Annotated in this window: 17 protein-coding genes; 4 read left to right on the forward strand and 13 right to left on the reverse strand. The window is 67.2% G+C overall.

Annotated features, from left to right (window positions below; translation table 11 throughout):
* The 3 genes from N7422_RS22565 to N7422_RS22575 all read right to left on the reverse strand — a co-directional run bounded on the left by N7422_RS22565 (position 1) and on the right by N7422_RS22575 (position 2,531).
* Entirely contained in the window at positions 1–792 is a 792-nt protein-coding gene (locus tag N7422_RS22565; protein WP_279808614.1) for an ABC transporter ATP-binding protein, read from the reverse strand.
* On the reverse strand, positions 789–1,922 hold the full coding sequence (locus tag N7422_RS22570) for an ABC transporter permease (protein ID WP_279808615.1): 1,134 nt from the start codon (positions 1,920–1,922) through the stop codon (positions 789–791). Before N7422_RS22570 ends, N7422_RS22565 begins: the two co-directional genes overlap by 4 nt.
* Before the next feature lie 90 nt (positions 1,923–2,012).
* Positions 2,013–2,531: a dihydrofolate reductase gene (locus N7422_RS22575; RefSeq protein ID WP_279808616.1), complete on the reverse strand. Its 519-nt coding sequence runs from the start codon at positions 2,529–2,531 to the stop codon at positions 2,013–2,015.
* 54 nt (positions 2,532–2,585) lie between these two features.
* Here N7422_RS22575 and N7422_RS22580 point away from each other — a divergent pair, with 54 nt between their 5' ends.
* The gene (locus N7422_RS22580; RefSeq protein WP_279808617.1) at positions 2,586–3,977 is read left to right on the forward strand and encodes a DUF2868 domain-containing protein; all 1,392 of its coding nucleotides are present in this window, start codon (positions 2,586–2,588) and stop codon (positions 3,975–3,977) included.
* On the forward strand, positions 3,970–5,334 hold the full coding sequence (locus tag N7422_RS22585) for a GTPase/DUF3482 domain-containing protein (RefSeq protein WP_279808618.1): 1,365 nt from the start codon (positions 3,970–3,972) through the stop codon (positions 5,332–5,334). The genes N7422_RS22580 and N7422_RS22585 overlap by 8 nt, the downstream gene beginning before the upstream one ends.
* Before the next feature lie 63 nt (positions 5,335–5,397).
* On the opposite strand, the gene N7422_RS22590 is transcribed toward N7422_RS22585, so the two are convergent.
* The 6 genes from N7422_RS22590 to N7422_RS22615 all read right to left on the reverse strand — a co-directional run bounded on the left by N7422_RS22590 (position 5,398) and on the right by N7422_RS22615 (position 13,306).
* Positions 5,398–5,931, reverse strand: a complete 534-nt coding sequence (locus N7422_RS22590) for a phosphonate degradation HD-domain oxygenase (RefSeq protein ID WP_279808619.1) — start codon at positions 5,929–5,931, stop codon at positions 5,398–5,400.
* A 102-nt stretch (positions 5,932–6,033) separates the two neighbouring features.
* Complete coding sequence (locus N7422_RS22595) at positions 6,034–7,059, reverse strand: putative 2-aminoethylphosphonate ABC transporter substrate-binding protein (protein WP_279808620.1); 1,026 nt, start codon at positions 7,057–7,059, stop codon at positions 6,034–6,036.
* Between the two features lie 30 nt (positions 7,060–7,089).
* A complete protein-coding gene (locus N7422_RS22600; RefSeq protein WP_279808621.1) occupies positions 7,090–8,814 on the reverse strand; it encodes a putative 2-aminoethylphosphonate ABC transporter permease subunit in 1,725 nt (574 codons plus the stop codon).
* 1 nt (position 8,815) lies between these two features.
* On the reverse strand, positions 8,816–9,874 hold the full coding sequence (locus tag N7422_RS22605; protein ID WP_279808622.1) for a putative 2-aminoethylphosphonate ABC transporter ATP-binding protein: 1,059 nt from the start codon (positions 9,872–9,874) through the stop codon (positions 8,816–8,818).
* A 156-nt stretch (positions 9,875–10,030) separates the two neighbouring features.
* A complete protein-coding gene (locus N7422_RS22610) occupies positions 10,031–10,900 on the reverse strand; it encodes a LysR family transcriptional regulator (RefSeq protein ID WP_279808623.1) in 870 nt (289 codons plus the stop codon).
* Between the two features lie 159 nt (positions 10,901–11,059).
* Entirely contained in the window at positions 11,060–13,306 is a 2,247-nt protein-coding gene (locus N7422_RS22615) for a heavy metal translocating P-type ATPase (protein ID WP_279808624.1), read from the reverse strand.
* A gap of 82 nt (positions 13,307–13,388) precedes the next feature.
* On the opposite strand from N7422_RS22615, the gene cadR reads away from it, so the two are divergent.
* A complete protein-coding gene (cadR, locus tag N7422_RS22620; RefSeq protein WP_279808625.1) occupies positions 13,389–13,832 on the forward strand; it encodes a cadmium resistance transcriptional regulator CadR in 444 nt (147 codons plus the stop codon).
* Between the two features lie 84 nt (positions 13,833–13,916).
* Here cadR and N7422_RS22625 read toward each other — a convergent pair whose 3' ends face one another.
* From N7422_RS22625 to N7422_RS22635, 3 genes are read right to left on the reverse strand one after another with little or no spacing between them, the layout of a single operon-like run.
* Positions 13,917–14,888, reverse strand: a complete 972-nt coding sequence (locus N7422_RS22625) for a thymidylate synthase (RefSeq protein WP_279808626.1) — start codon at positions 14,886–14,888, stop codon at positions 13,917–13,919.
* A 48-nt stretch (positions 14,889–14,936) separates the two neighbouring features.
* On the reverse strand, positions 14,937–15,746 hold the full coding sequence (gene lgt, locus N7422_RS22630; protein ID WP_279808627.1) for a prolipoprotein diacylglyceryl transferase: 810 nt from the start codon (positions 15,744–15,746) through the stop codon (positions 14,937–14,939).
* A 16-nt stretch (positions 15,747–15,762) separates the two neighbouring features.
* Positions 15,763–16,545 (reverse strand): sulfite exporter TauE/SafE family protein, encoded by a 783-nt coding sequence (locus N7422_RS22635; protein WP_279808628.1) that lies wholly within the window; start codon positions 16,543–16,545, stop codon positions 15,763–15,765.
* A 131-nt stretch (positions 16,546–16,676) separates the two neighbouring features.
* Between N7422_RS22635 and N7422_RS22640 the strand changes: the two genes are divergently transcribed.
* A complete protein-coding gene (locus N7422_RS22640; RefSeq protein ID WP_279808629.1) occupies positions 16,677–17,423 on the forward strand; it encodes an NRDE family protein in 747 nt (248 codons plus the stop codon).
* 71 nt (positions 17,424–17,494) lie between these two features.
* Here N7422_RS22640 and ptsP read toward each other — a convergent pair whose 3' ends face one another.
* Complete coding sequence (ptsP, locus tag N7422_RS22645) at positions 17,495–19,774, reverse strand: phosphoenolpyruvate--protein phosphotransferase (protein WP_279808630.1); 2,280 nt, start codon at positions 19,772–19,774, stop codon at positions 17,495–17,497.
* Positions 19,775–19,781: the final 7 nt, after the last annotated feature.

The raw sequence follows: 19,781 nt of genomic DNA on the forward strand, positions 1-19,781 counted from the left end.
TCAGCGCTCCTGCCGGGCGCGCAGGGCGGCCTCCTCGGCCGCCCGGCCACGCGGGCCGTGAAAGTATTCGTGGATCCAGGGATCGTCGGTCTGCTCGACTTCGCTGAGCGGGCCGGCCACCAGCACCTTCTTCTGCGACAGCACCGCCACTCGGTCGGTGATGGTGTAGAGCGTGTCCAGGTCGTGGGTGATGAGGAACACCGACAGGCCCAGGGCGTCGCGCAGGGTGAGAATCAATTGGTCGAAGGCGGCGGCGCCGATCGGGTCGAGGCCGGCGGTGGGCTCGTCGAGGAACAGGATGTCCGGGTCCAGCGCCAGCGCGCGGGCCAGGGCGGCGCGCTTGATCATGCCGCCGGACAGCGAGGACGGGTACTTGTCGGCGGCGCTGATCGGCAGTCCGGCCAGGGCCAGTTTCACGCCGGCCAGGTGCTCGGCATCGTCCCGCGACAGACCGGCATGTTCGATCAGGGGCAAGGCGACGTTCTCGGTGACGGTCAGCGACGAGAACAGTGCGCCCTTCTGGAACAGCACGCCGAAGCGCCGCTCCACCTGTGAGCGCTGCGCCTCGTTGAGCGTGGCCAGGTCCTGCCCGAACACCTTGACCTGGCCTTCGTCGGGCCGGCGCAAACCGACGATGCTGCGCAGCAGCACCGACTTGCCACTGCCCGAGCCGCCGACCACGGCGAGGATTTCACCCCGATACAGGTCCAGGTCGAGGTGCTCGTGCACCACCTGGCTGCCGAACCGGTTGCAGATACCCCGCGCTTCGATCACCGTTTCCCGGCCGCTCACCAGCCCATCTCCATGAAGAACAGCGCGGCCACCGCATCCAGCACGATCACCACGAAGATCGATTGCACCACGGCGGAGGTGGTGTGCGCACCGACCGATTCGGCGCTGCCGCTGACCTTGAAGCCCTCCAGGCAGCCGATGGCGGCGATCAGGAAGGCGAAGAACGGCGCCTTGGCCATGCCCACCAGGAAGTGCTGCACGCCGATGTCGCTCTGCAGCAGCGACAGGAACATGGCCGGCGAAATGTCCAGGGTCAGGGCGCAGACCACCGCGCCACCGATCATGCCGCAGATCATCGCGACGAAGGTCAGCAGCGGCAGGGCGATCAGCAGCGCCAGCACCCGGGGTACCACCAGCAGTTCGATGGGGTTCAGGCCCAGGGTGCGGATGGCGTCGATCTCTTCGTTGGCTTTCATCGAGCCGATCTGCGCGGTGAAGGCGCTGGCGGTGCGACCGGCCATGAGGATGGCGGTGAGCAGCACGGCGAACTCGCGCAGGAAGGAGAACGCCACCAGGTCGACGGTGAAGATGGTCGCGCCGAAGTCGGCCAGCACCGTCGCGCCGAGAAAGGCCACCACCGCGCCCACCAGGAAAGTCAGCAAGGCGACGATGGGCGCGGCGTCCAGGCCGGTCTGCTCGAGGTGCGCGACCACCGGGGTGATGCGCCAGCGGCGCGGCTGGAAGAAGCGCAGCAGCAGGGTTTCGAGGATCAGGCCGATGAAACCCAGCACCTGCCGGGTGTCCTGCCACAGTTGGTCGACGGCGCAGCCGATACGCGCCAGCAGCAGGATCAGCACCGGGCGCTCGGGCTCCTTGACCGGGATGCAGTAGTCCTGGACCGAGCAGTAGACGTTCTTCAGCAGGGCGCGGTTGGCCTCGGGAAGCTCGTCGGTGCAATGCGACAGGCGTTCGGAGCCCAGCAGCTCGGCCAGCAGCGAGGCGCCGGCGGTATCCAGTCGGCCAAGCTGGCTGAGGTCGGCGAGGGTGTCGTCGCCATACTGGTTGCGCAGTTGCTCGCACTCACGCTTGAGACCGGCGTAGTGGGCCAGGGTCCAGTCGCCGACGATGCGCAGGCGGGACGGCTGCTGGCTGGTGTCCAGGGTGGCACTCGGGGTGGTCATAGGCTCCATGCATCTGACTCGGTGCTGGGGGGCGAGTCAGATCATAGCGCAGCGGGCCGCGATGAGCAGTGCATTCCTGCCGGAGCGGCCCAGGTCCTCTCAAACCTTGTCCCACACCTCGAAGTGATAGGCCGGCCCATCTCCCTGCGCGGGTTGCGGCTCGCTCGAGGCCAGTCGCCAGTGCTGCTGATCGAACTCGGGGAACCACGCGTCGCCTTGCACCGAGAGCTCGACCCGGGTCAGGTACATGCGGCTCACCAGCCCTTGCGCCAGTGCCTGCCCGTACAGCTGTGCCCCGCCGATCAGCATCAGCTCATCGACACCCTGCTCCCGGGCCCACTGCTCGGCACGGACCAGCGCAGCCTCCAGCGAGGCGAACACCTCGGCCCCCGCCAGCGCCAGGCCCGGCTGGCGGCTGACGACGATGTTCAACCGCCCCGGCAGTGGCCGACCCAGCGAATCCCAGGTCTTGCGCCCCATGATGATCGGCTTGCCCAGGGTGGTGGCCTTGAAGTACTTGAAGTCCCCCGGCAGGTGCCAGGGCATGGAATTGTCGATGCCGATCACACGGTTCTCGGCGAACGCCGCGATCAGGCTCAGGGGGAGTGATGTAGTCATGCCGGCGAGGATAGCACCGGGCACGTGGGTTATGCTTGCGCCCTGACCCGTGCAATGGAAGAGCTTGTGACTGCACCGACCCGACTCGACAAGCGCTGGCTCACCGAAGCGGTGCGCCTGCGCGAGGAACACGCCGGCGCCCTGGAGGACCAGGAGGCCAACCGCCGCGCCCGCCAACTGGGCGGCGACCTGGCGACACGCATCGAACAGCGCGCCCTGTGGCTGGCCGAGCGCGACGGTATGACCGGCGCGCTGCGCCACTGGAAACAGGGCGCGCGCCTGGCCTTGCTGGCGCTCATGCTGTTCGCCGTGCTCAGCGGCGCGGGCCTGGGCTTGGCCGCGCTGGGCGATGGCCAGCGCCCGGTGAACGTGTTCTGGGCCTTGGGCAGCCTGCTTGGGTTGAACCTCGTGCTGCTGATCGGCTGGGCCGGGGGCTTTTTCTTCGCCGGCGAGCAGGGCGCGGCGCTGGGCCGCCTGTGGCTGTGGCTGAGCGAACGCTTCGCCCGCGACGCCAAGGCTGCGCAGCTGGCACCGGCCCTGCTTGTCCTGCTGCAGCGCCAGCGTCTGAGCCGCTGGCTGCTCGGCTTGCTGGTGCATGGCCTGTGGTGCCTGGCGATGCTGGCGGCGCTGGCGATGCTGCTGGCATTGCTGGCGACCCGGCGCTACGGCTTCGTCTGGGAAACCACACTGCTGGCTGCCGAGCCTTTCGTCGCTCTCACCCAGGCCCTTGGCGCCTTGCCATCGCTGCTCGGTTTCGCCGTGCCAGACGCGGCGATGATCCGCGCCAGCGGCGACACCCTGCCGGCGCTGGACCTGGCGCGCCAGGCCTGGGCCAGCTGGCTGCTCGGCGTGGTGCTGGTCTACGGCCTGCTGCCCCGCCTGGCGCTGGCGGCGCTGTGCCTGTGGCGCTGGCGCCAGGGCCGCGAGCGCTTGTCCCTCGACCTCAACCTGCCTGGCTATGCGCAACTGCGCGAAGCACTGATGCCACGCAGCGAGCGTATCGGCGTGCAGGACGCCGCGCCCGATGCCCTGCCGCGCTTCGAGGCCGGCCAGTTGGAGAGCGGCAGCAGCGGTGCCCTGCTGGTCGGCCTGGAGCTGGATGACCAGCGCCCCTGGCCTCCGGCATTGCCGAAAAGCGTGACCAATGCCGGCGTACTCGACGGCCGCGAGTCGCGCAACAAGCTGCTCGAACAGCTCGGCCGCTTTCCCCCGGCGCGCCTGGCCATCGCCTGCGACCCGCGACGCTCGCCCGACCGCGGCAGCCTGGCCTTGCTCGCGGAGCTGGCGCGCAACGCCGGCGCCACGCGCATCTGGCTGCTGCAGGCGCAACCCGGCCAGGCGCTGGACGCCGCGCGCCTGGGCGACTGGCACCACGCCCTCGATCAGCTCGGCCTGCCCCACGCCGATACCTCCCCCCTGACCTGGCTGGAGCATGGCCATGACTGAGCCACTGAAACTGGCCGTGGTGGGCCACACCAATGTCGGCAAGACGTCGCTGCTGCGTACCCTCACCCGCGATGTCGGTTTCGGCGAGGTCTCGCACCGGCCCAGCACCACCCGCCATGTGGAAGGCGCACGCCTGTCGGTGGACGGTCAGCCTCTGCTCGAGCTGTACGACACCCCCGGCCTGGAAGACGCCATCGCCCTGCTCGATTATCTGGAGCGCCTGGAACGCCCGGGTGAGCGCCTGGACGGCCCGGCCCGCCTGGAGCGGTTCCTCCAGGGCAGCGAGGCCCGCCAGCGCTTCGAGCAGGAGGCCAAGGTGCTGCGCCAGCTGCTGGCGAGCAATGCCGGGCTGTACGTGATCGACGCCCGCGAACCGGTGCTGGCCAAGTACCGCGACGAACTGGAAGTGCTGGCCAGCTGCGGCAAGCCTCTGCTGCCGGTGCTCAACTTCGTCGCCAGCAGCCAGCACCGCGAGCCGGAGTGGCGCGAGGCCCTGTCGCGCCTGGGCCTGCATGCGCTGGTGCGGTTCGACAGTGTGGCCCCGCCCGAGGATGGCGAGCGCCGCCTCTACGAAAGCCTGGCCTTGCTGCTGGAAGATGCCCGCCCGGCCCTGCAGCGCCTGATCGATGATCAGCAGACGCAACGCCTGGCCCGCCAGCGCAGCGGCAAGCGCCTGATCGCCGAACTGTTGCTCGACTGCGCCGCTTGCCGGCGCAGCGTCGAGGCCGAGCCGGCCGCCGAGGCCCGTGCCATAGAAGCCCTGCGCCAGGACGTACGGCAACGCGAGCAGCGCTGCGTCGAGGCCCTGCTCAAGCTCTATGCCTTCCGCCGCGAGGATGCCAATGCCGGCGACCTGCCGTTGCTGGACGGACGCTGGGGCGATGACCTGTTCAATCCGGAAACCCTGAGACTGCTGGGCGTGCGCCTGGGCAGCGGGGTGGCCGCCGGCGCGGCGGCGGGCGCGGGCGTGGACCTTCTGGTCGGTGGCCTGACCCTCGGCGCAGCCGCCCTGGCCGGGGCGATTGCCGGCGGCGCCCTGCAGACCGCGCGCAACTATGGCTCGCGGTTGATGGGCAAGTTGAAGGGGCAGCGTGAGCTGACCGTGGACGACAACGTGCTGCGCCTGCTGGCGCTGCGTCAGCAGCAGTTGATGGTGGCGTTGGACGGGCGCGGGCATGCGGCGCAGGACAGCATTCGCCTGGCGGCACCCGATGAGAAGGCCTGGCGGGAGGGCAAACTGCCAGAAGCATTGAGCAAGGCGCGGGCGCATCCACAGTGGTCGACGCTCAATCCCGGGGCGAAGGTCAATCAGGCCGAGCGCCAGGAGCAGCTGGAAGCGCTGGTTTCACAGATCTGAGCGCGCAAGGCCGCCCTCTTCGCGGGTAAACCCGCGAAGAGGGCGGCCCAGTCAACCGATGATTCAAAGCAGTGCCAAGGCTTTTGCCTTCAACACCTGCAGATCCATCACCGCCACTCCCACCTCCTTGGCCCGCTCATCCCACTCGCGCATGCGCAGGCTCACGGCAAACAACGGATCACCCTCGAATGCATCGGCCTCGGCGTCGTTCATCACCCCACCCTGGTACGCCAGCGTGCGCCGGCTCGCTTCGCTCAGCCGTTCGTAGTACCCCGGCTGGCGCAAGGTGAGGTAACGCTTGGCCTCGACGTGGTACTGCACCAGCTGCGCCATGCGCTCGCTGAACCCCGCCCGGCGCAGGTATTGGGCGCCGATGCGCTCGTGGCTGGCCACGCCGAAGCCGCCCATCGGCTCGCCTTCGCACAGGTGGCCGATGTCGTGGAAAAACGCGGCGAGCACCACTTCGTCGTCGTAGCCCTCGGCCATGGCCAGTTGGGCGGCCTGGGACATGTGTTCGAGCTGGGTGATGGCCTCGCCGATGTAGTCGGCGCTGCCGTGGTGTTCGTATAAGGCGAAGATCTGGTCGATGGAAGGCATCAGGTTCTGCTCAGACTGGATTCAATGCTGCTGGTCAGTGCGCATTCGCGGAGCAAGCCCGCTCCCACAGGTTCTGTGCGGGCTTGCCCTGCGATGAGGCCCTTACTGCTGGGCCACCTTCTCCGACTTGCCGTCGTAGCGCTTGCGCCACTCGCTGAGGATCTCGTCGCGGTGCTTCGAGGCCCAGGCGAAGTCGTTCTTGATCAGGCGCTGCTCGTAGTCGGCCGGCAGTTCGGTCTGTGGCTTGGCGATGCCCGGCGCGGCGAGCACGGCGAAGTTCTCCTTGTATAGCTCCATGGCGGCGGGGCTGGCGGAGAAGTCGGCCAGGCGCTTGGCGGCATCCGCCTTCGGCGAGCCCTTGATCACGGCGGTGGCCTCGATCTCCCAACCCAGGCCCTCCTTCGGCAGCACGATGTCCAGCGGCGCGCCCTGGCGCTTGAGCTGCACCGCCGGGTACTCGAACGAGATGCCGATCGGGAACTCACCGGCGGCAGCCAGCTTGCATGGCTTGGAGCCGGAGTGCACGTACTGGCCGATATTCTGGTGCAGGGCATCCATGTAGGCCCAGCCCTGCGGCTCACCGAAGGTCTGCAGCCAGGCGCTCACATCCAGGAAACCGGTGCCGGACGAGGCCGGGTTGGGCATGACGATCTTGCCCTTGTATTCGGGCTTGGTCAGGTCCTGCCAGCTCACCGGTTTGCTCAGGCCCTGTTTCTCGGCCTCGACGGTGTTGAAGCAGATGGTCGCGGCCCACACGTCCATGCCCACCCAGGCCGGCGGGTTGGCGGCGTCGCGGTAATTGGGCGAGATCTTGCCCAGGTCCTTCGGCGCATAGGCTTCGAGCATGCCGTTCTGATCGAGGATGGCCAGGCTGGACGCCGCCAGGCCCCACACCGCGTCGGCCTGCGGCCGCTCCTTCTCGGCCAGCAGCTTGGCGGTGATGATGCCGGTGGAGTCGCGCACCCACTTGATCTCGATGTCCGGGTTGGCCTTTTCGAAGGCCTGCTTGTAGCTCTTGAGCTGTTCGGCCTCGAGGGCGGTGTAGACGGTCAGCTGAGTGCCGGCGGCCGAGGCCTGCAGGCTGAAGACGGCGGATACGGCAGCGGCAAGTGCGAGGGGCTTGAACATGATGCGTTTCCTATGGGTATGGGCAGTCGGTCAGTGGCCGGGCGCGCGCTGGCGCCAGGCCTGGGAACGGCGCAGCAGGCCGCGGGAAGCAGCGGCCAGCAGCAGCGAGGCGGCGGCGCTGGTCAGCAGGATCAGGGTGGACATGGCGGCAGCGCCGCCGACGTTGCCGGCATCGTCCATGTTCAGCACGGCGACGGCGGCGAGGATGGTGTCGGGGCTGTAGAGGAAGATCGCCGCCGATACCGTGGTCATCGCCGAGACGAACAGGTAGCGGACGATGTCCAGCAGCGCCGGCAGGCAGATCGGCACGGTGACCCGCACGAAGTGCTTGTACAGCGGCGCCTTGAGCGACAGCGCGGCAGCTTCGAACTCGCCGTCGAGCTGGCGCAGGGCCGTGGTGGCGGTCATCTGCGCGGTGGTCAGGTAGTGGGCGATGGTGCACACCACCAGCAGCGCCATGCTGCCGTAGAACACATGCAGCGGGTTGCCGGTGAGGTTGAAGAAGAAGACGTAGCCCAGGCCCAGCACCAGGCCGGGCACGGCCATGGGGATGAAGCTGAGCAGGCGCAGGGCCTGGTTGAGCAGGCGCTGGCCCTGGGTCTTCTCCATCAGGTAGGCGCCGGTGAAGATCACCACGCTGCCGATCAGCGCGGTGGCGATGGCCATGGTCACGCTGTTGCGATAGGCCAGCCAGCCGCCGCCAGCGGTGTCGTCGAACATGTAGTGCTTGAGCGACAGCGACAGGTTGTACGGCCAGAACTTGACCAGCGACGAGTACACCGCCATGCCGATCACCCCCAGCAATGCCGCGCACACCAGCAGCACGATGGCCAGGAAGCAACCATCGCGAAGCTTCGACGGCTTGGGCTCGAACACCTGGGCGCGGCCACTCATGGCCTCGCCCTGGCGTCGGCGCAGCCAGGCATCGACGGCGAAGCTGAGCAGTGCCGGTACCAGCAGGACCATGCCGATCAGCGCGCCGCGGCCGAATTGTTGCTGGCCGACCACGGCCTTGTAGGCTTCCAGCGCCAGCACCTGGTAATCGCCACCGACCACCACGGGCACGCCGAAGTCGGTGATGGTCAGGGTGAATACCAGGCAGAACGCGGCGAACACCGCCTGGCGCGTGGCCGGCCAGGTGATGCTGAAGAATGCCCGGGTCGGCCCGGCGCCCATGCTCGAAGCCGCGTCGAACAGCCGTGCGTCGGCCAGCGACAGCGCCGAGAGCAGGATCATCAGGGCATGCGGGAAGGTGTAGATGGCCTCGCCGAGGACGATGCCCCAGAAGCCGTAGATATTGTCGCTGAGCAGCCCGCGCAGCAGGCCCTGGTTGCCGAACAGGTACACCAGCGCGATGGCCGGCAGCATCGACGGCGCCAGCAGCGGCAGCAGCGAGATGCCGCGCCACAGGCCCTTGGCCGGGATCAGCGTGCGCTGCAGGGCATAGGCGAACAGGTAGGCCAGCGGCACGACGATGGCCGCAACGGTGAGCGCCACCGACAGGCTGTTGCCCAGCAGCCAGTGGAAGTTCTCGCTGGCGAACAGTTCACGGGCAGCCAGCAGGCCACCGCCCTGGCCGGCCTCGCCGCTGAAGCCCTTCCAGAAGATCGCCAGCAGCGGCATCAGCACCGCCAGCGTCAGCAGGATCAGCAGCAGGCTCTTGCCACCGACGACGAACAGACGGTCACCCAGGGCGACACCGCTGCGTGGCGCGGCCTTGGCGTGGATGAGCGGCTGGGTCATGGACGTGGCCATCTCAGGCGAACACCTGCAGGCTCTGCGGCGGCAGGGCCACCCAGATATCCTGCGAGCCCAGGCGCGGCATGGCCTCCGGCGCCAGCTCGGCAAGCAGCGCGTGGCCGGGCAGGGCCATGAGCTCGAAGCTCATGCGGCAGCGGTTACCGAGGAAGGTGATCTCGCGGACCTTGGCCGGGAACAGGTTTTCTTCATGCACCACCGGGTTGACCGTGATTGCCTCCGGGCGGCAGAACAGCCGGCCGCTGCTGGCGCCACCGGCGTTGGCCGCCAGGCGCATGTGCATGCCGCCGACCTGGGCATGGCTGTCACTGCTGCGCTGGAACGGCAGCCAGTTGCCCTGGCCGACGAATTCGGCGACGAACGGCGTGGCCGGCTGGTCGTAGATTTCCTGGGGCGTGGCGTACTGCTCGACCTGGCCGTTGTTCATCACGGCGATGCGGTCGGCCATCAGCATGGCCTCGTCCTGGTTGTGGGTGACCATCAGCGTGGTGATGCCCAGCTGGCGCTGCAGCTGGCGCAGCTCGGTGCACAGGTGCTCGCGCACCCGGGCGTCCAGTGCCGACATCGGCTCGTCCAGCAGCAACAGCGACGGCGAAGGCGCCAGGGCGCGGGCCAGGGCGACGCGCTGCTGCTGGCCGCCGGACAGTTGCCCGGGATACTTCTTCTCGCTGCCGGCGAGGCCGACCAGTTCGAGCATTTCGCCGACCCGCTGACGCGACGCGTCGCGGCTGCTGCCGGTCAGGCCGTAGGCAATGTTGGCTTCGACGGTGAGGTTGGGGAACAGCGCGTAGGACTGAAACAGGATGCCGTAGTCACGGGCCTGGGGAGGCAGCTCGGAGATGTCTCGATCACCGATGTACAACGTGCCCCGGTCCTGGCGCTCGAGCCCCGCGATGCAGCGCAGCAGGGTGGTCTTGCCGCAACCCGAGGGGCCGAGCAGGCACACCAGTTCGCCGGCGGCGATGTCCAGAGACACGTCGTTGAGCGCGGTGAAGGCGCCGAAGCGCTTGTGGATGCCGCGCACTTTCATCTGTGCGCCTGGAGTGACGTTGTTCATGGCATGGCCTCATCGAAGAGATGGGAGCCATGCTAGGAAGGCTGTGAGACGGTTGTGTGGCGGTTGGGCAAAAGTCGGTGATAGTGGTATTGGCGGATTTTGTAATGGCCTGGCGGGCCTGTTCGCGGGTTTACCCGCGAACAGGCCGACGCCGATCTAGAACTGCGAACCCACCACTTCCTGCGCCACCCCAAGGAACGCCGCCGGCAACCGCGCCTGGCGCCGCTCTTTCAGGCAATACAGGTACTCGTGCATCACCGGCGCGTTCTCCAGCGCCAGCACCCGCAGTTCCGGGTTATGCGGTACTTCGTGCCGGGCGATGATGCTGATGCCGATGTTGCGCAGCACCGCCTCGCGGATCGATTCGCGGCTGCCGATCTCCAGCAAGGCCCCTGCCTTCACGTTGGCGTCCTGCATCATCTGCTCGGTCAGCTTGCGCGTGGTCGAGCCCGGCTCGCGCATCAGCAGGCAATGCCCGGCCACCACGTCGATCGACACCACCTGGCGCTGGGCCAGGGGGTGGTTGCGATGCACCGCCACCACCAGTGGGTCGGTACCCAGCACCCGGCGCACCAGGCGGGCGTCTTCCAGCAATTGCGAGGAAGCGGCGATATCCACCCGATAGTCCTCGAGCATCTCCAGCACCTGCTGCGAGTTGCCGATCTCCACCGCCACCTCCACCTGCGGCAGGCGCTCGCGGAAGATCTTCACCAGGTCGAGGATGTAGTACGGCGCGGTGGCGGCGATGCGCAGGCTGCCCTGGGCCTGGCCGCTGTTGCGCAGCTCGAACTCGATGTCGGCCTCCTGCTGCAGCAGTGCCTTGACCATCGGCAACAGGCGCACACCCTCCTCGCTCAGCACCAGGCGTCGGCCACCGCGATAGAACAGCTCCACGGCGTACTGGCTTTCGAGGTTGCGGATCTGCGTGGTCACCGTGGGCTGGCTGAGCCCGAGCTTCTTCGCCGCCAGGGTGATGCTGCCCAGGCGGGCCACCATGTAGAAGGCTTTGAGCTCGGCGCTGAGCATTGTGGATAACCTCTAGTTGAGCAGATTCAGCACATGCTCTGTAGGAGCGGCCTTGTGTCGCGAAAGGGCTGCGTAGCAGCCCCAGGATTTCGGCATCATGCAGAATCGCCGGGGCCGCGTTGCGGCCCTTTCGCGACACAAGGCCGCTCCTACAGAGGGCTACTTGCGCAGCAGGCGCAAGCCGTTGAACACCACCAGCAGGCTCACGCCCATGTCGGCGAACACCGCCATCCACATGGTGGCCATGCCGGCAAAGGTGATCGCCAGGAAAATTGCCTTAGTCCCCAGGGCCAGCACGATGTTCTGGGTGAGGATCGCCGCACTCTGGCGCGACAGCCTGACGAACGCCGGGATTTTGCGCAAGTCGTCGTCCATCAGCGCCACGTCGGCGGTCTCGATGGCCGTGTCGGTGCCGGCGGCGGCCATGGCGAAGCCGATCTCGGCGCGGGCCAGGGCCGGCGCGTCGTTGATGCCGTCGCCGACCATGCCCACGCGGTGGTTCTGGGCATACAGGCTCTCGATGGTGGCCAGCTTGTCCGCCGGCAGCAGGTTGCCTTCGGCGCGGTCGATGCCCACCTGAGCGGCGATGGCCTGGGCGGTATGCGGATTGTCGCCAGTCAGCATGACCGTCTTGATGCCCAGCTCATGCAGCTCGGCGATAGCCTGGCGGCTGCTGTCCTTGACCGTGTCGGCCACGGCGAACAGCGCCAGCGGGCCGGAGCGGTCGAGCAGCAGGACCACGGTCTTGCCTTGACGCTCCAGCTGGTCAAGCTCGGCCTCCAGTGCCGGCGAGCACAGGCCCAGCTCCTCGACCAGGCGATGGTTGCCCAGGTGGTAGGTTTCACCCGCGATGTCGCCGCGCACGCCCCGGCCTGCCAGGGCGGCGAACTCGCTCACTTCGCTGAGCTCCAGGTTCCGCTCCTTGGCGAACAGCGCGATGGCACCCGAGACAGGGTGGTCGGAGCGCGCAGCCAGGCTGGCGGCCAGTGCCTGGGCACGGCCGTCGAACAATGGGTCGAGCACCTTGCTGTCGGTCTGCACCGGCTTGCCGTGGGTAATGGTGCCGGTCTTGTCCAGGGCCAGGAAGTCCAGCTTGCGCCCGCCTTCCAGGTACACGCCGCCCTTGATCAGGATGCCCTTGCGCGCCGCCGCGGCCAGGCCGCTGACGATGGTCACCGGGGTCGAAATCACCAGCGCGCACGGGCAGGCCACCACCAGCAGCACCAGGGCGCGGTAGATCCAGTCGAACCAGGCGCCGGCCATGAACAGCGGCGGGATCACCGCCACCGCCAGGGCCACGGCGAACACCACCGGGGTGTAGATGCGCGAGAACTGGTCGACGAAGCGCTGGGTCGGGGCGCGGGCACCTTGGGCCTCCTCGACGGCCTTGATGATACGGGCCAGGGTCGACTGCCCGGCGGCCGCGGTGACGCGGTACTCCAGGGCGCCGGCCTGGTTGATGGTGCCGGCGAACAGCTTGTCGCCCACGGCCTTCTCGACCGGCAGGCTTTCGCCGGTGATCGGCGCCTGGTCGACGCTGGACTGTCCACTGATCACCTCACCGTCCAGGCCGATACGCTCACCGGGGCGCACCCGCACCAGGGCGCCGACGGCCACCTCGCGCACCTCTACCTCACGCCATTGGCCGTCGCCTTGCTGCACGGTGGCCATGTCCGGGGTGAGCTGCATCAACCCGCTGATGGCATTGCGCGCGCGGTCGAGCGAACGCGCCTCGATCAGCTCGGCGAGGGTGAACAGCACCATCACCATCGCCGCTTCCGGCCACTGGCCGATCAGCACGGCACCGGTCACGGCGATGCTCATCAGCGCGTTGATGTTGAGGTTGCGGTTCTTCAGGGCGATCCAGCCCTTCTTGTAGGTGCCCAGGCCGCAACCGAGGATCGCGGCAAGGGCCAGCGCGGCGACCACCCACTCCGGGGCCTTGCCGGAGAAGTGCGCAAGTTCTGCGGCGATCGCCGCAATACCTGCCAGCGCCAGTGGCCACCAGCGGGTCTTGGCCGTCTGCGGCGCAGCAGCGCTGCCATCATCCTCGGCGGCCAGCGGTTCGGCCTTCATGCCCAGGCTGTCGATGGCCCGCTCGATCTCGGCGGTGCCGTCGAGCGTGTGGCGCACGCCGAGCACACGGTTGATCAGGTTGAATTCCAGCTGCTCGATACCGGCCAGCTTGCCCAGCTTGTCCTGGATCAGGGTCTGCTCGGTGGGGCAGTCCATGGCCTGGATCCGGAAGCGGCTGAGTTGCGCCTGAGCGCTGGCCTTTTCGCTCAGCTGCACCAGGGCCGGGCCGGCGCCGCAGCAGCTGTGGGCGTGGTTGTCGTGGCACTGCCCTTTTTCGGCATGCGCGTGATCATGGTCGTGCTTGTGTTCGGGGCTGACAGGCTGGTTCATGGAGTTGTCCTTAGGGGGAGCCTGTTGCCAAGTGAACACCCTGTAGCCACTATAGGGTCAAGCCCTGCATTGGAGATTTGCCATGAAGATCGGAGAACTGGCCAAGGCCACCGACTGCGCGGTGGAGACCATCCGCTACTACGAACGTGAACAGTTGCTGCCGGAACCCGCCCGCAGCGACGGCAACTATCGCCTCTATACCCAGGCCCATGTCGAGCGCCTGACCTTCATCCGCAATTGCCGCACCCTGGACATGACCCTCGACGAGATCCGCAGCCTGTTGAACCTGCGCGACAGTCCCGAGGCGTCCTGCGGCAGCGTCAATGCGCTGATCGACGAGCATATCGAGCATGTGCAGGCGAGGATCGACGGGTTGATGGCGCTGCAGGCGCAGTTGGTGGAGTTGCGGCGCAGGTGCAATGCGCAGGGGGCGGAGTGCGCGATCTTGCAGCAGTTGGAGACCAACGGCGCGGTGACAATGCCGGAGGTGGAGCATTCCCATGTGGGGCGCAGCCACGGGCATTGAGTTCGAATCGCTCGCGGGTAAACCCGCTCTCACAGAATCTGTGGGAGCGGGTTTACCCGCGAAGCAGGCGACACTGAGGCTGGATCAGACAGCCATCGGCGCCGTCATCGGCGCATGGTGCTCGTACCCTTCCAGCCAGAAGTCGCTCGGCTCGATCTGCTCCAGCCACTGCGGCTCGTACTTGCCGGTCTTGGCGAAGTCCGGCACACGGTCGCTGATCACCAGCTTCGGCGCTTCCAGCGGCTGGCGCTTGAGCTGCTCATTCAGCATGTCCAGGTGGTTCTCGTACACGTGCGCATCGCCGATGAAGTAGGTGAACCAGCGCGGGGTGTAGCCGGTCAGGCGACCGAACAGCGACAGCAGCGCCGCGCCCTCGGTGAGGTTGAACGGCGTGCCCAGGCCCAGGTCGTTGGAGCGGATGTAGAGGGTCAGGGAGATTTCCTTCGTCTCGACATTGGGGTGGAACTGGTACAGCAGGTGGCACGGCGGCAGGGCCATCTCGTCGAGCTGGGCGCAGTTCCAGCCGTGGAACAGGATACGGCGGCTGCCCGGGTCGTTGGCGATGGTGTCCAGGCACTGGCGCACCTGGTCGATGGCCTTGTACAGGATGACGAACGCCTGGCCGTCCTCCTCGTCACGGGCGATCTGGCGGAAGCCGGCCTTCTCGGCCATCTCGATGGCTGCCGGGTTGCTCAGCGGGATGCGCTTGTAGCCCGGCCACTGGCGCCACTGCACACCGTAGATCTCGCCAAGGTCGTCATGTCCCTGGCGGAACGGGTTGGCCAGCCACTGGGCGTTCTCGTTGGCGTTCTGGTCCCAGACCTTGCAGCCCAGGTCACGGAACTCGCCGGCGTTCTTTACGCCGCGCAGGAATCCGACCATCTCGCCGATCGCCGACTTGAACGCCAGCTTGCGCGTGGTGATGGCCGGAAAGCCCTTCTGCAGGTCGAACTTGAGCATGGCGCCCGGCAGGCTGATGGTGCGGATGCCGGTGCGGTTTTCCTGCAGCGTGCCGTTGTCGATGACGTCACGGACCAGATCTAGATACTGTTTCATGGCTTACCTGTAGCAAGAACGGCAGGGGGATCGCCCCTGCCGTGGAAATCAAACGGTGGCCTTGGCCGTCGGTTTGCGGTTGTAGGCCCACCAGATCAGGAAGATGCCGCCGAGAATCATCGGTACGCAGAGCAACTGACCCATGGTCAACCAGCCGAAGGCGATGTAGCCGAGCTGGGCGTCGGGTACCCGCACGAACTCCACGATGAAGCGGAAGATGCCGTAGAACAGCGCGAACATGCCGGACACGGCCATGGTCGGGCGCGGCTTGCGCGAGTACAGCCAGAGAATGACGAATAATGCCACACCTTCGAGGGCGAACTGGTACAGCTGCGACGGGTGACGCGGCAGCTGCGCCGGGTCGCTGAACGGCGGGAACACCATCGCCCAGGGCACATCGGTGGCCTTGCCCCACAGTTCGGCGTTGATGAAGTTGCCGATGCGCCCGGCACCAAGGCCGATCGGCACCAGCGGCGCGACGAAGTCCATCAGCTCGAAGAACGACTTGTTGTTGCGCTTGCCGAACCACAGCGCCGCCAGCATCACGCCGATGAAGCCGCCGTGGAACGACATGCCGCCCTTCCACACCTCGAAGATCAGCGTCGGGTTGGCCAGGTACTGGTGCAGGTCGTAGAACAGCACGTAGCCCAGGCGGCCGCCGACGATCACCCCCATCGACAGCCAGAACACCAGGTCGGAGAGTTTCTCGCGGGTCCAGGTGGGGTCGAAGCGGTTCAGCCGGCGCGAGGCCAGCAGCCACGCACCGCCGATGCCGATCAGATACATCAGGCCGTACCAGTGGATTTTCAGCGGTCCGAGGGCCACGGCCACGGGGTCGATCTGCGGGTAAGGCAGCATGGTTATTCCTCTTGGTTCAAATCAGGAAGCTCAAGCCGACGCAGAACAGCAACGCGGCGAACAGACGCTTGAGCACGCGCGGCGACAGCTTGTGCGCCAGGCGCGCGCCGAAACGGGCAAAGAACATGCTGGTCACGGCGATGCCGACCAGCGCCGGCAGGTAGACGTAACCGACGCTGTGGGCCGGCAGGTGCGCATCGTGCCAGCCCAGCCACATGAAGCTCAGGGCGCTGGCCAGGGCGATCGGCAGGCCGCAGGCCGACGAGGTGGCCACCGCCTGCTGCATCGGCAGGCTGCGCCAGGTCAGGAAGGGCACGGTCAGCGAGCCGCCACCGATGCCGAAGATCGCCGAAGCCCAGCCGATCACGCCACCCGCGGCGGTCAGGCCCGGCTTGCCAGGGATGCCACGGCTGGCCTTGGGTTTGAGGTCCAAAGCCATCTGCGCGGCGATCACCAGGGCGAACACGCCGATGATCTTCTGCAGCATCGGGCCCTGAATCAGCGAGGCGGTCTTGGCCCCGACCAGCGCTCCCAGCAGGATGCCGACGGTCATCCAGGCGAAGATCGGCCACTGCACGGCGCCCTTGCGCTGATGCTCGCGCACGGCGTTGATCGAGGTGAAGACGATGGTCGCCAGCGAGGTGCCCACCGCCAGGTGGGTCAGCACCGAGGGGTCGAAGCCCTGCAGGGTGAAGCTGAACACCAGTACCGGCACGATGATGATGCCGCCGCCGACGCCGAACAGCCCGGCCAGTACGCCGGCGCAGGCCCCCAACAGCAGGTAGAGAGCGAATTCCATTCGTGGCCCCTGTGGAAAACAATCCGGCATGGTAACGGAAGCCAAGCCCGGCGCTCTAGTGAAGTCTGTGTCAGGTGATGGATCGCGGCCGGTGGCGCGGGTAGAGTGGCCGAAAACACAGGGGACAACCTATGTGCCTGATCGTATTCGCCTGGCGGCCGGGGCATGCTCTGCCGCTGATCGTCGCGGCCAACCGCGACGAGTTCTACGCCCGCCCGACCCAGGCCCTGGCCGCCTGGGACGATGCGCCGGGCGTGCATGCCGGGCGTGACCTGGAAGCCGGTGGCACCTGGCTGGGCGTCGGCCCGCAGGGGCGATTCGCGGCGCTGACCAATATCCGTGATCCCGGACAACACCAGGGCCCGCGCTCGCGGGGCGAACTGGTGGCGGCGTATCTGCACGGCGAGCTGGGGGTCGAGGCCTATCTGGACCAGGTGGCCGGCCGCAGCGGCCAGTATTCGGGGTTCAACCTGCTGGTGGGCGACGGTCGGCGGCTGGGCTATCTGCACGCCCGCAGCGCTACGCCGCAGGTGCTGGCGCCAGGTGTCTACGGGCTCTCGAACGCGGGACTGGATACGCCATGGCCGAAGCTGCTCAAGGCGCGGGCGGGGCTGGAAAGGCTGCTTGAAACACCCGAGCCGCAGCAGCTTCTGGCGCTCCTGTCTGACGGCGAGCCGGCGGCGGAGGCGGAGCTGCCGGAGACAGGGGTAGGACTGGCCACCGAGAAACTGCTGTCGAGCGTGTTCATCGCCAGCCAGAACTACGGGACGCGGGCCAGCACGGTGCTGATCGTCGATGACCAGGGGCAGCGGCGGATGATCGAGCGCAGTTTCGGGCCGTTTGGCGGGCACCTGGGTGAGGTCAGCCTGGAGGTGTGATCGGACCTTATCGTGGGGCAATGCACCTTTGTGGGAGCGGGTTTGCTCCGCGATCAGGCTGACACAGGCGATCAGAGGGTCTTGTTCGCCCCTGGCCCGATCATCCGCGCCAGCCCGAGGTTCTTCAGCGCCAGCTGCAGCGAGCTGTGGATAACCTGCGGGTTGTCATGGCTCATGGCGTCGGCCAGCAGTTCCCTGGCCTTGCTCAGGTTGATCTGACGCAGCATCCACTTGACCTTCGGCAGGTTGGTGGCGTTCATCGACAGGCTGTCGAAGCCCATGGCCATCAGCAGGATCGCCGCCGCCGGGTCACCGGCCATCTCGCCGCAGATGCTCACCGGCTTGCCTTCTTCGTGGGCGACGCTGACCACGGTCTGCAAGGCCTGCAGCACCGCCGGGTGCAGGTAGTCGTACAGGTCGGCGACCCGTGGGTTGTTGCGGTCGACCGCCAGCAGGTACTGGGTGAGGTCGTTGGAGCCGACCGAAAGGAAGTCCACCTGGCGTGCCAGCTCGCGGGTCTGGTACACGGCGGCGGGAATCTCCACCATCACCCCCACCGGCGGCATCGGCACGTCGGTGCCTTCGTCACGCACCTCGCCCCAGGCGCGGTGGATCAGGTGCAGAGCTTCTTCCAGTTCGTGGATGCCGGAAATCATCGGCAGCAGGATGCGCAGGTTGTTCAGGCCTTCGCTGGCCTTGAGCATGGCGCGGGTCTGCACCAGGAAGATTTCCGGGTGGTCGAGGGTGACGCGAATGCCGCGCCAGCCGAGGAACGGGTTCTCTTCCTTGATCGGGAAGTACGACAGCGACTTGTCGCCGCCGATGTCGAGGCTGCGCATGGTCACCGGCAGCGGATGGAAGGCCTGCAACTGTTCGCGGTAGATCGCCAGTTGCTCCTTCTCGCTGGGGAAGCGCTGGTTGATCATGAACGGCACTTCGGTGCGGTACAGGCCGACGCCCTCGGCGCCGCGCTGCTGGGCGCGGGCTACGTCGGCGAGCAGGCCGGTGTTGACCCACAGCGGCATGCGGTGGCCGTCCGGGGTGATGCACGGCAGCTCGCGCAGGGCGTCCAGGCCGCGGGCCAGCTGGCGTTCTTCCTCGACCACGTCGCTGTACTGTTTGCGCAGCACCTCGCCGGGGTTGGTGAACACCTCGCCCTTGTAGCCGTCGACGATCATCTCGATGCCGTCGGCCTTCGAATACGGCAGGTCGACCACGCCCATGACCGTGGGAATACCCATGGCCCTGGCGAGAATGGCCACATGGGAGTTGCCCGAGCCGAGCACCGAGACCAGGCCCACCAGTTTGCCTTCCGGCACTTCGCCGAGCATGGCCGGGGTCAGCTCTTCGCTGACCAGGATGGTGTTGTCCTGGTAGACCAGCGACTGCGAGCGCGCCTCCTGCAGGTAGGCGAGCAGGCGCCGGCCAAGATCCTTGACGTCGGAGGCACGCTCGCGCAGGTAGTCGTCGTCCATCAGCTCGAAACGGCTGACGTGTTCGCCGACCACCTGGCGCAGGGCGCCCTGTGCCCACTGGCCGGTCTTGATGACCTCGACCACCTCGCCGCCGAGGGCCGCGTCCTCGAGCATCATCAGGTACACGTCGAACAGCGCGCGTTCTTCGGGGCGCAGCTGGGTGGCGAGCTTGGCCGACAGCTTGCGCATGTCCTCGCGCACGCCCTCGAGGGCGTTGTTGAACAGCTTGAGTTCGTTGTCGATATCCTCGACGGTCCGGTCCGGCACCACCTCCAGGTCGGCGGGCGGCAGCATCACCACGGAGCGCCCGACGGCGGCGCCCGGCGAGCCCGGCACGCCGACGAAGCGGGCCTCCTGGATCCCCTTGCCCTGGCGGCCCAGGCCACGGATCGAACCGGTGGCCTCGGCGTGGGCGATGACCCCGGCGAGCTGGGCGCTCATGGTGACCAGGAAGGCTTCTTCGCCCTCGTCGAACTGGCGGCGCTCCTTCTGCTGGATGACCAGCACCCCGACCACACGGCGGTGGTGGATGATGGGAGCACCGAGGAAGGAGGCGAAGCGTTCTTCGCCGGTTTCGGCGAAGTAGCGGTAGCGGGGGTGGTCGGCGGCGTTCTCGAGGTTCAGCGGCTCCTCGCGGGTACCCACCAGGCCGACCAGGCCTTCGTTGGGGGCCATGCTGACCTTGCCGATGGAGCGCTTGTTCAGGCCTTCGGTGGCCATCAGCACGAAACGATTGGTGTCCGGATCGAGCAGGTAGACCGAGCAGACCTGGCTGCCCATGGCTTCCTTGACGCGCAAGACAATGATACCCAACGCCGTCTTGAGATCTTTGGCGGAGTTCACTTCCTGGACGATCTTGCGCAGCGTATTGAGCATGGCTCGG

It is taken from the genome of Pseudomonas sp. GD04091 (assembly GCF_029836165.1).
Classification (GTDB): Bacteria; Pseudomonadota; Gammaproteobacteria; order Pseudomonadales; family Pseudomonadaceae; genus Aquipseudomonas.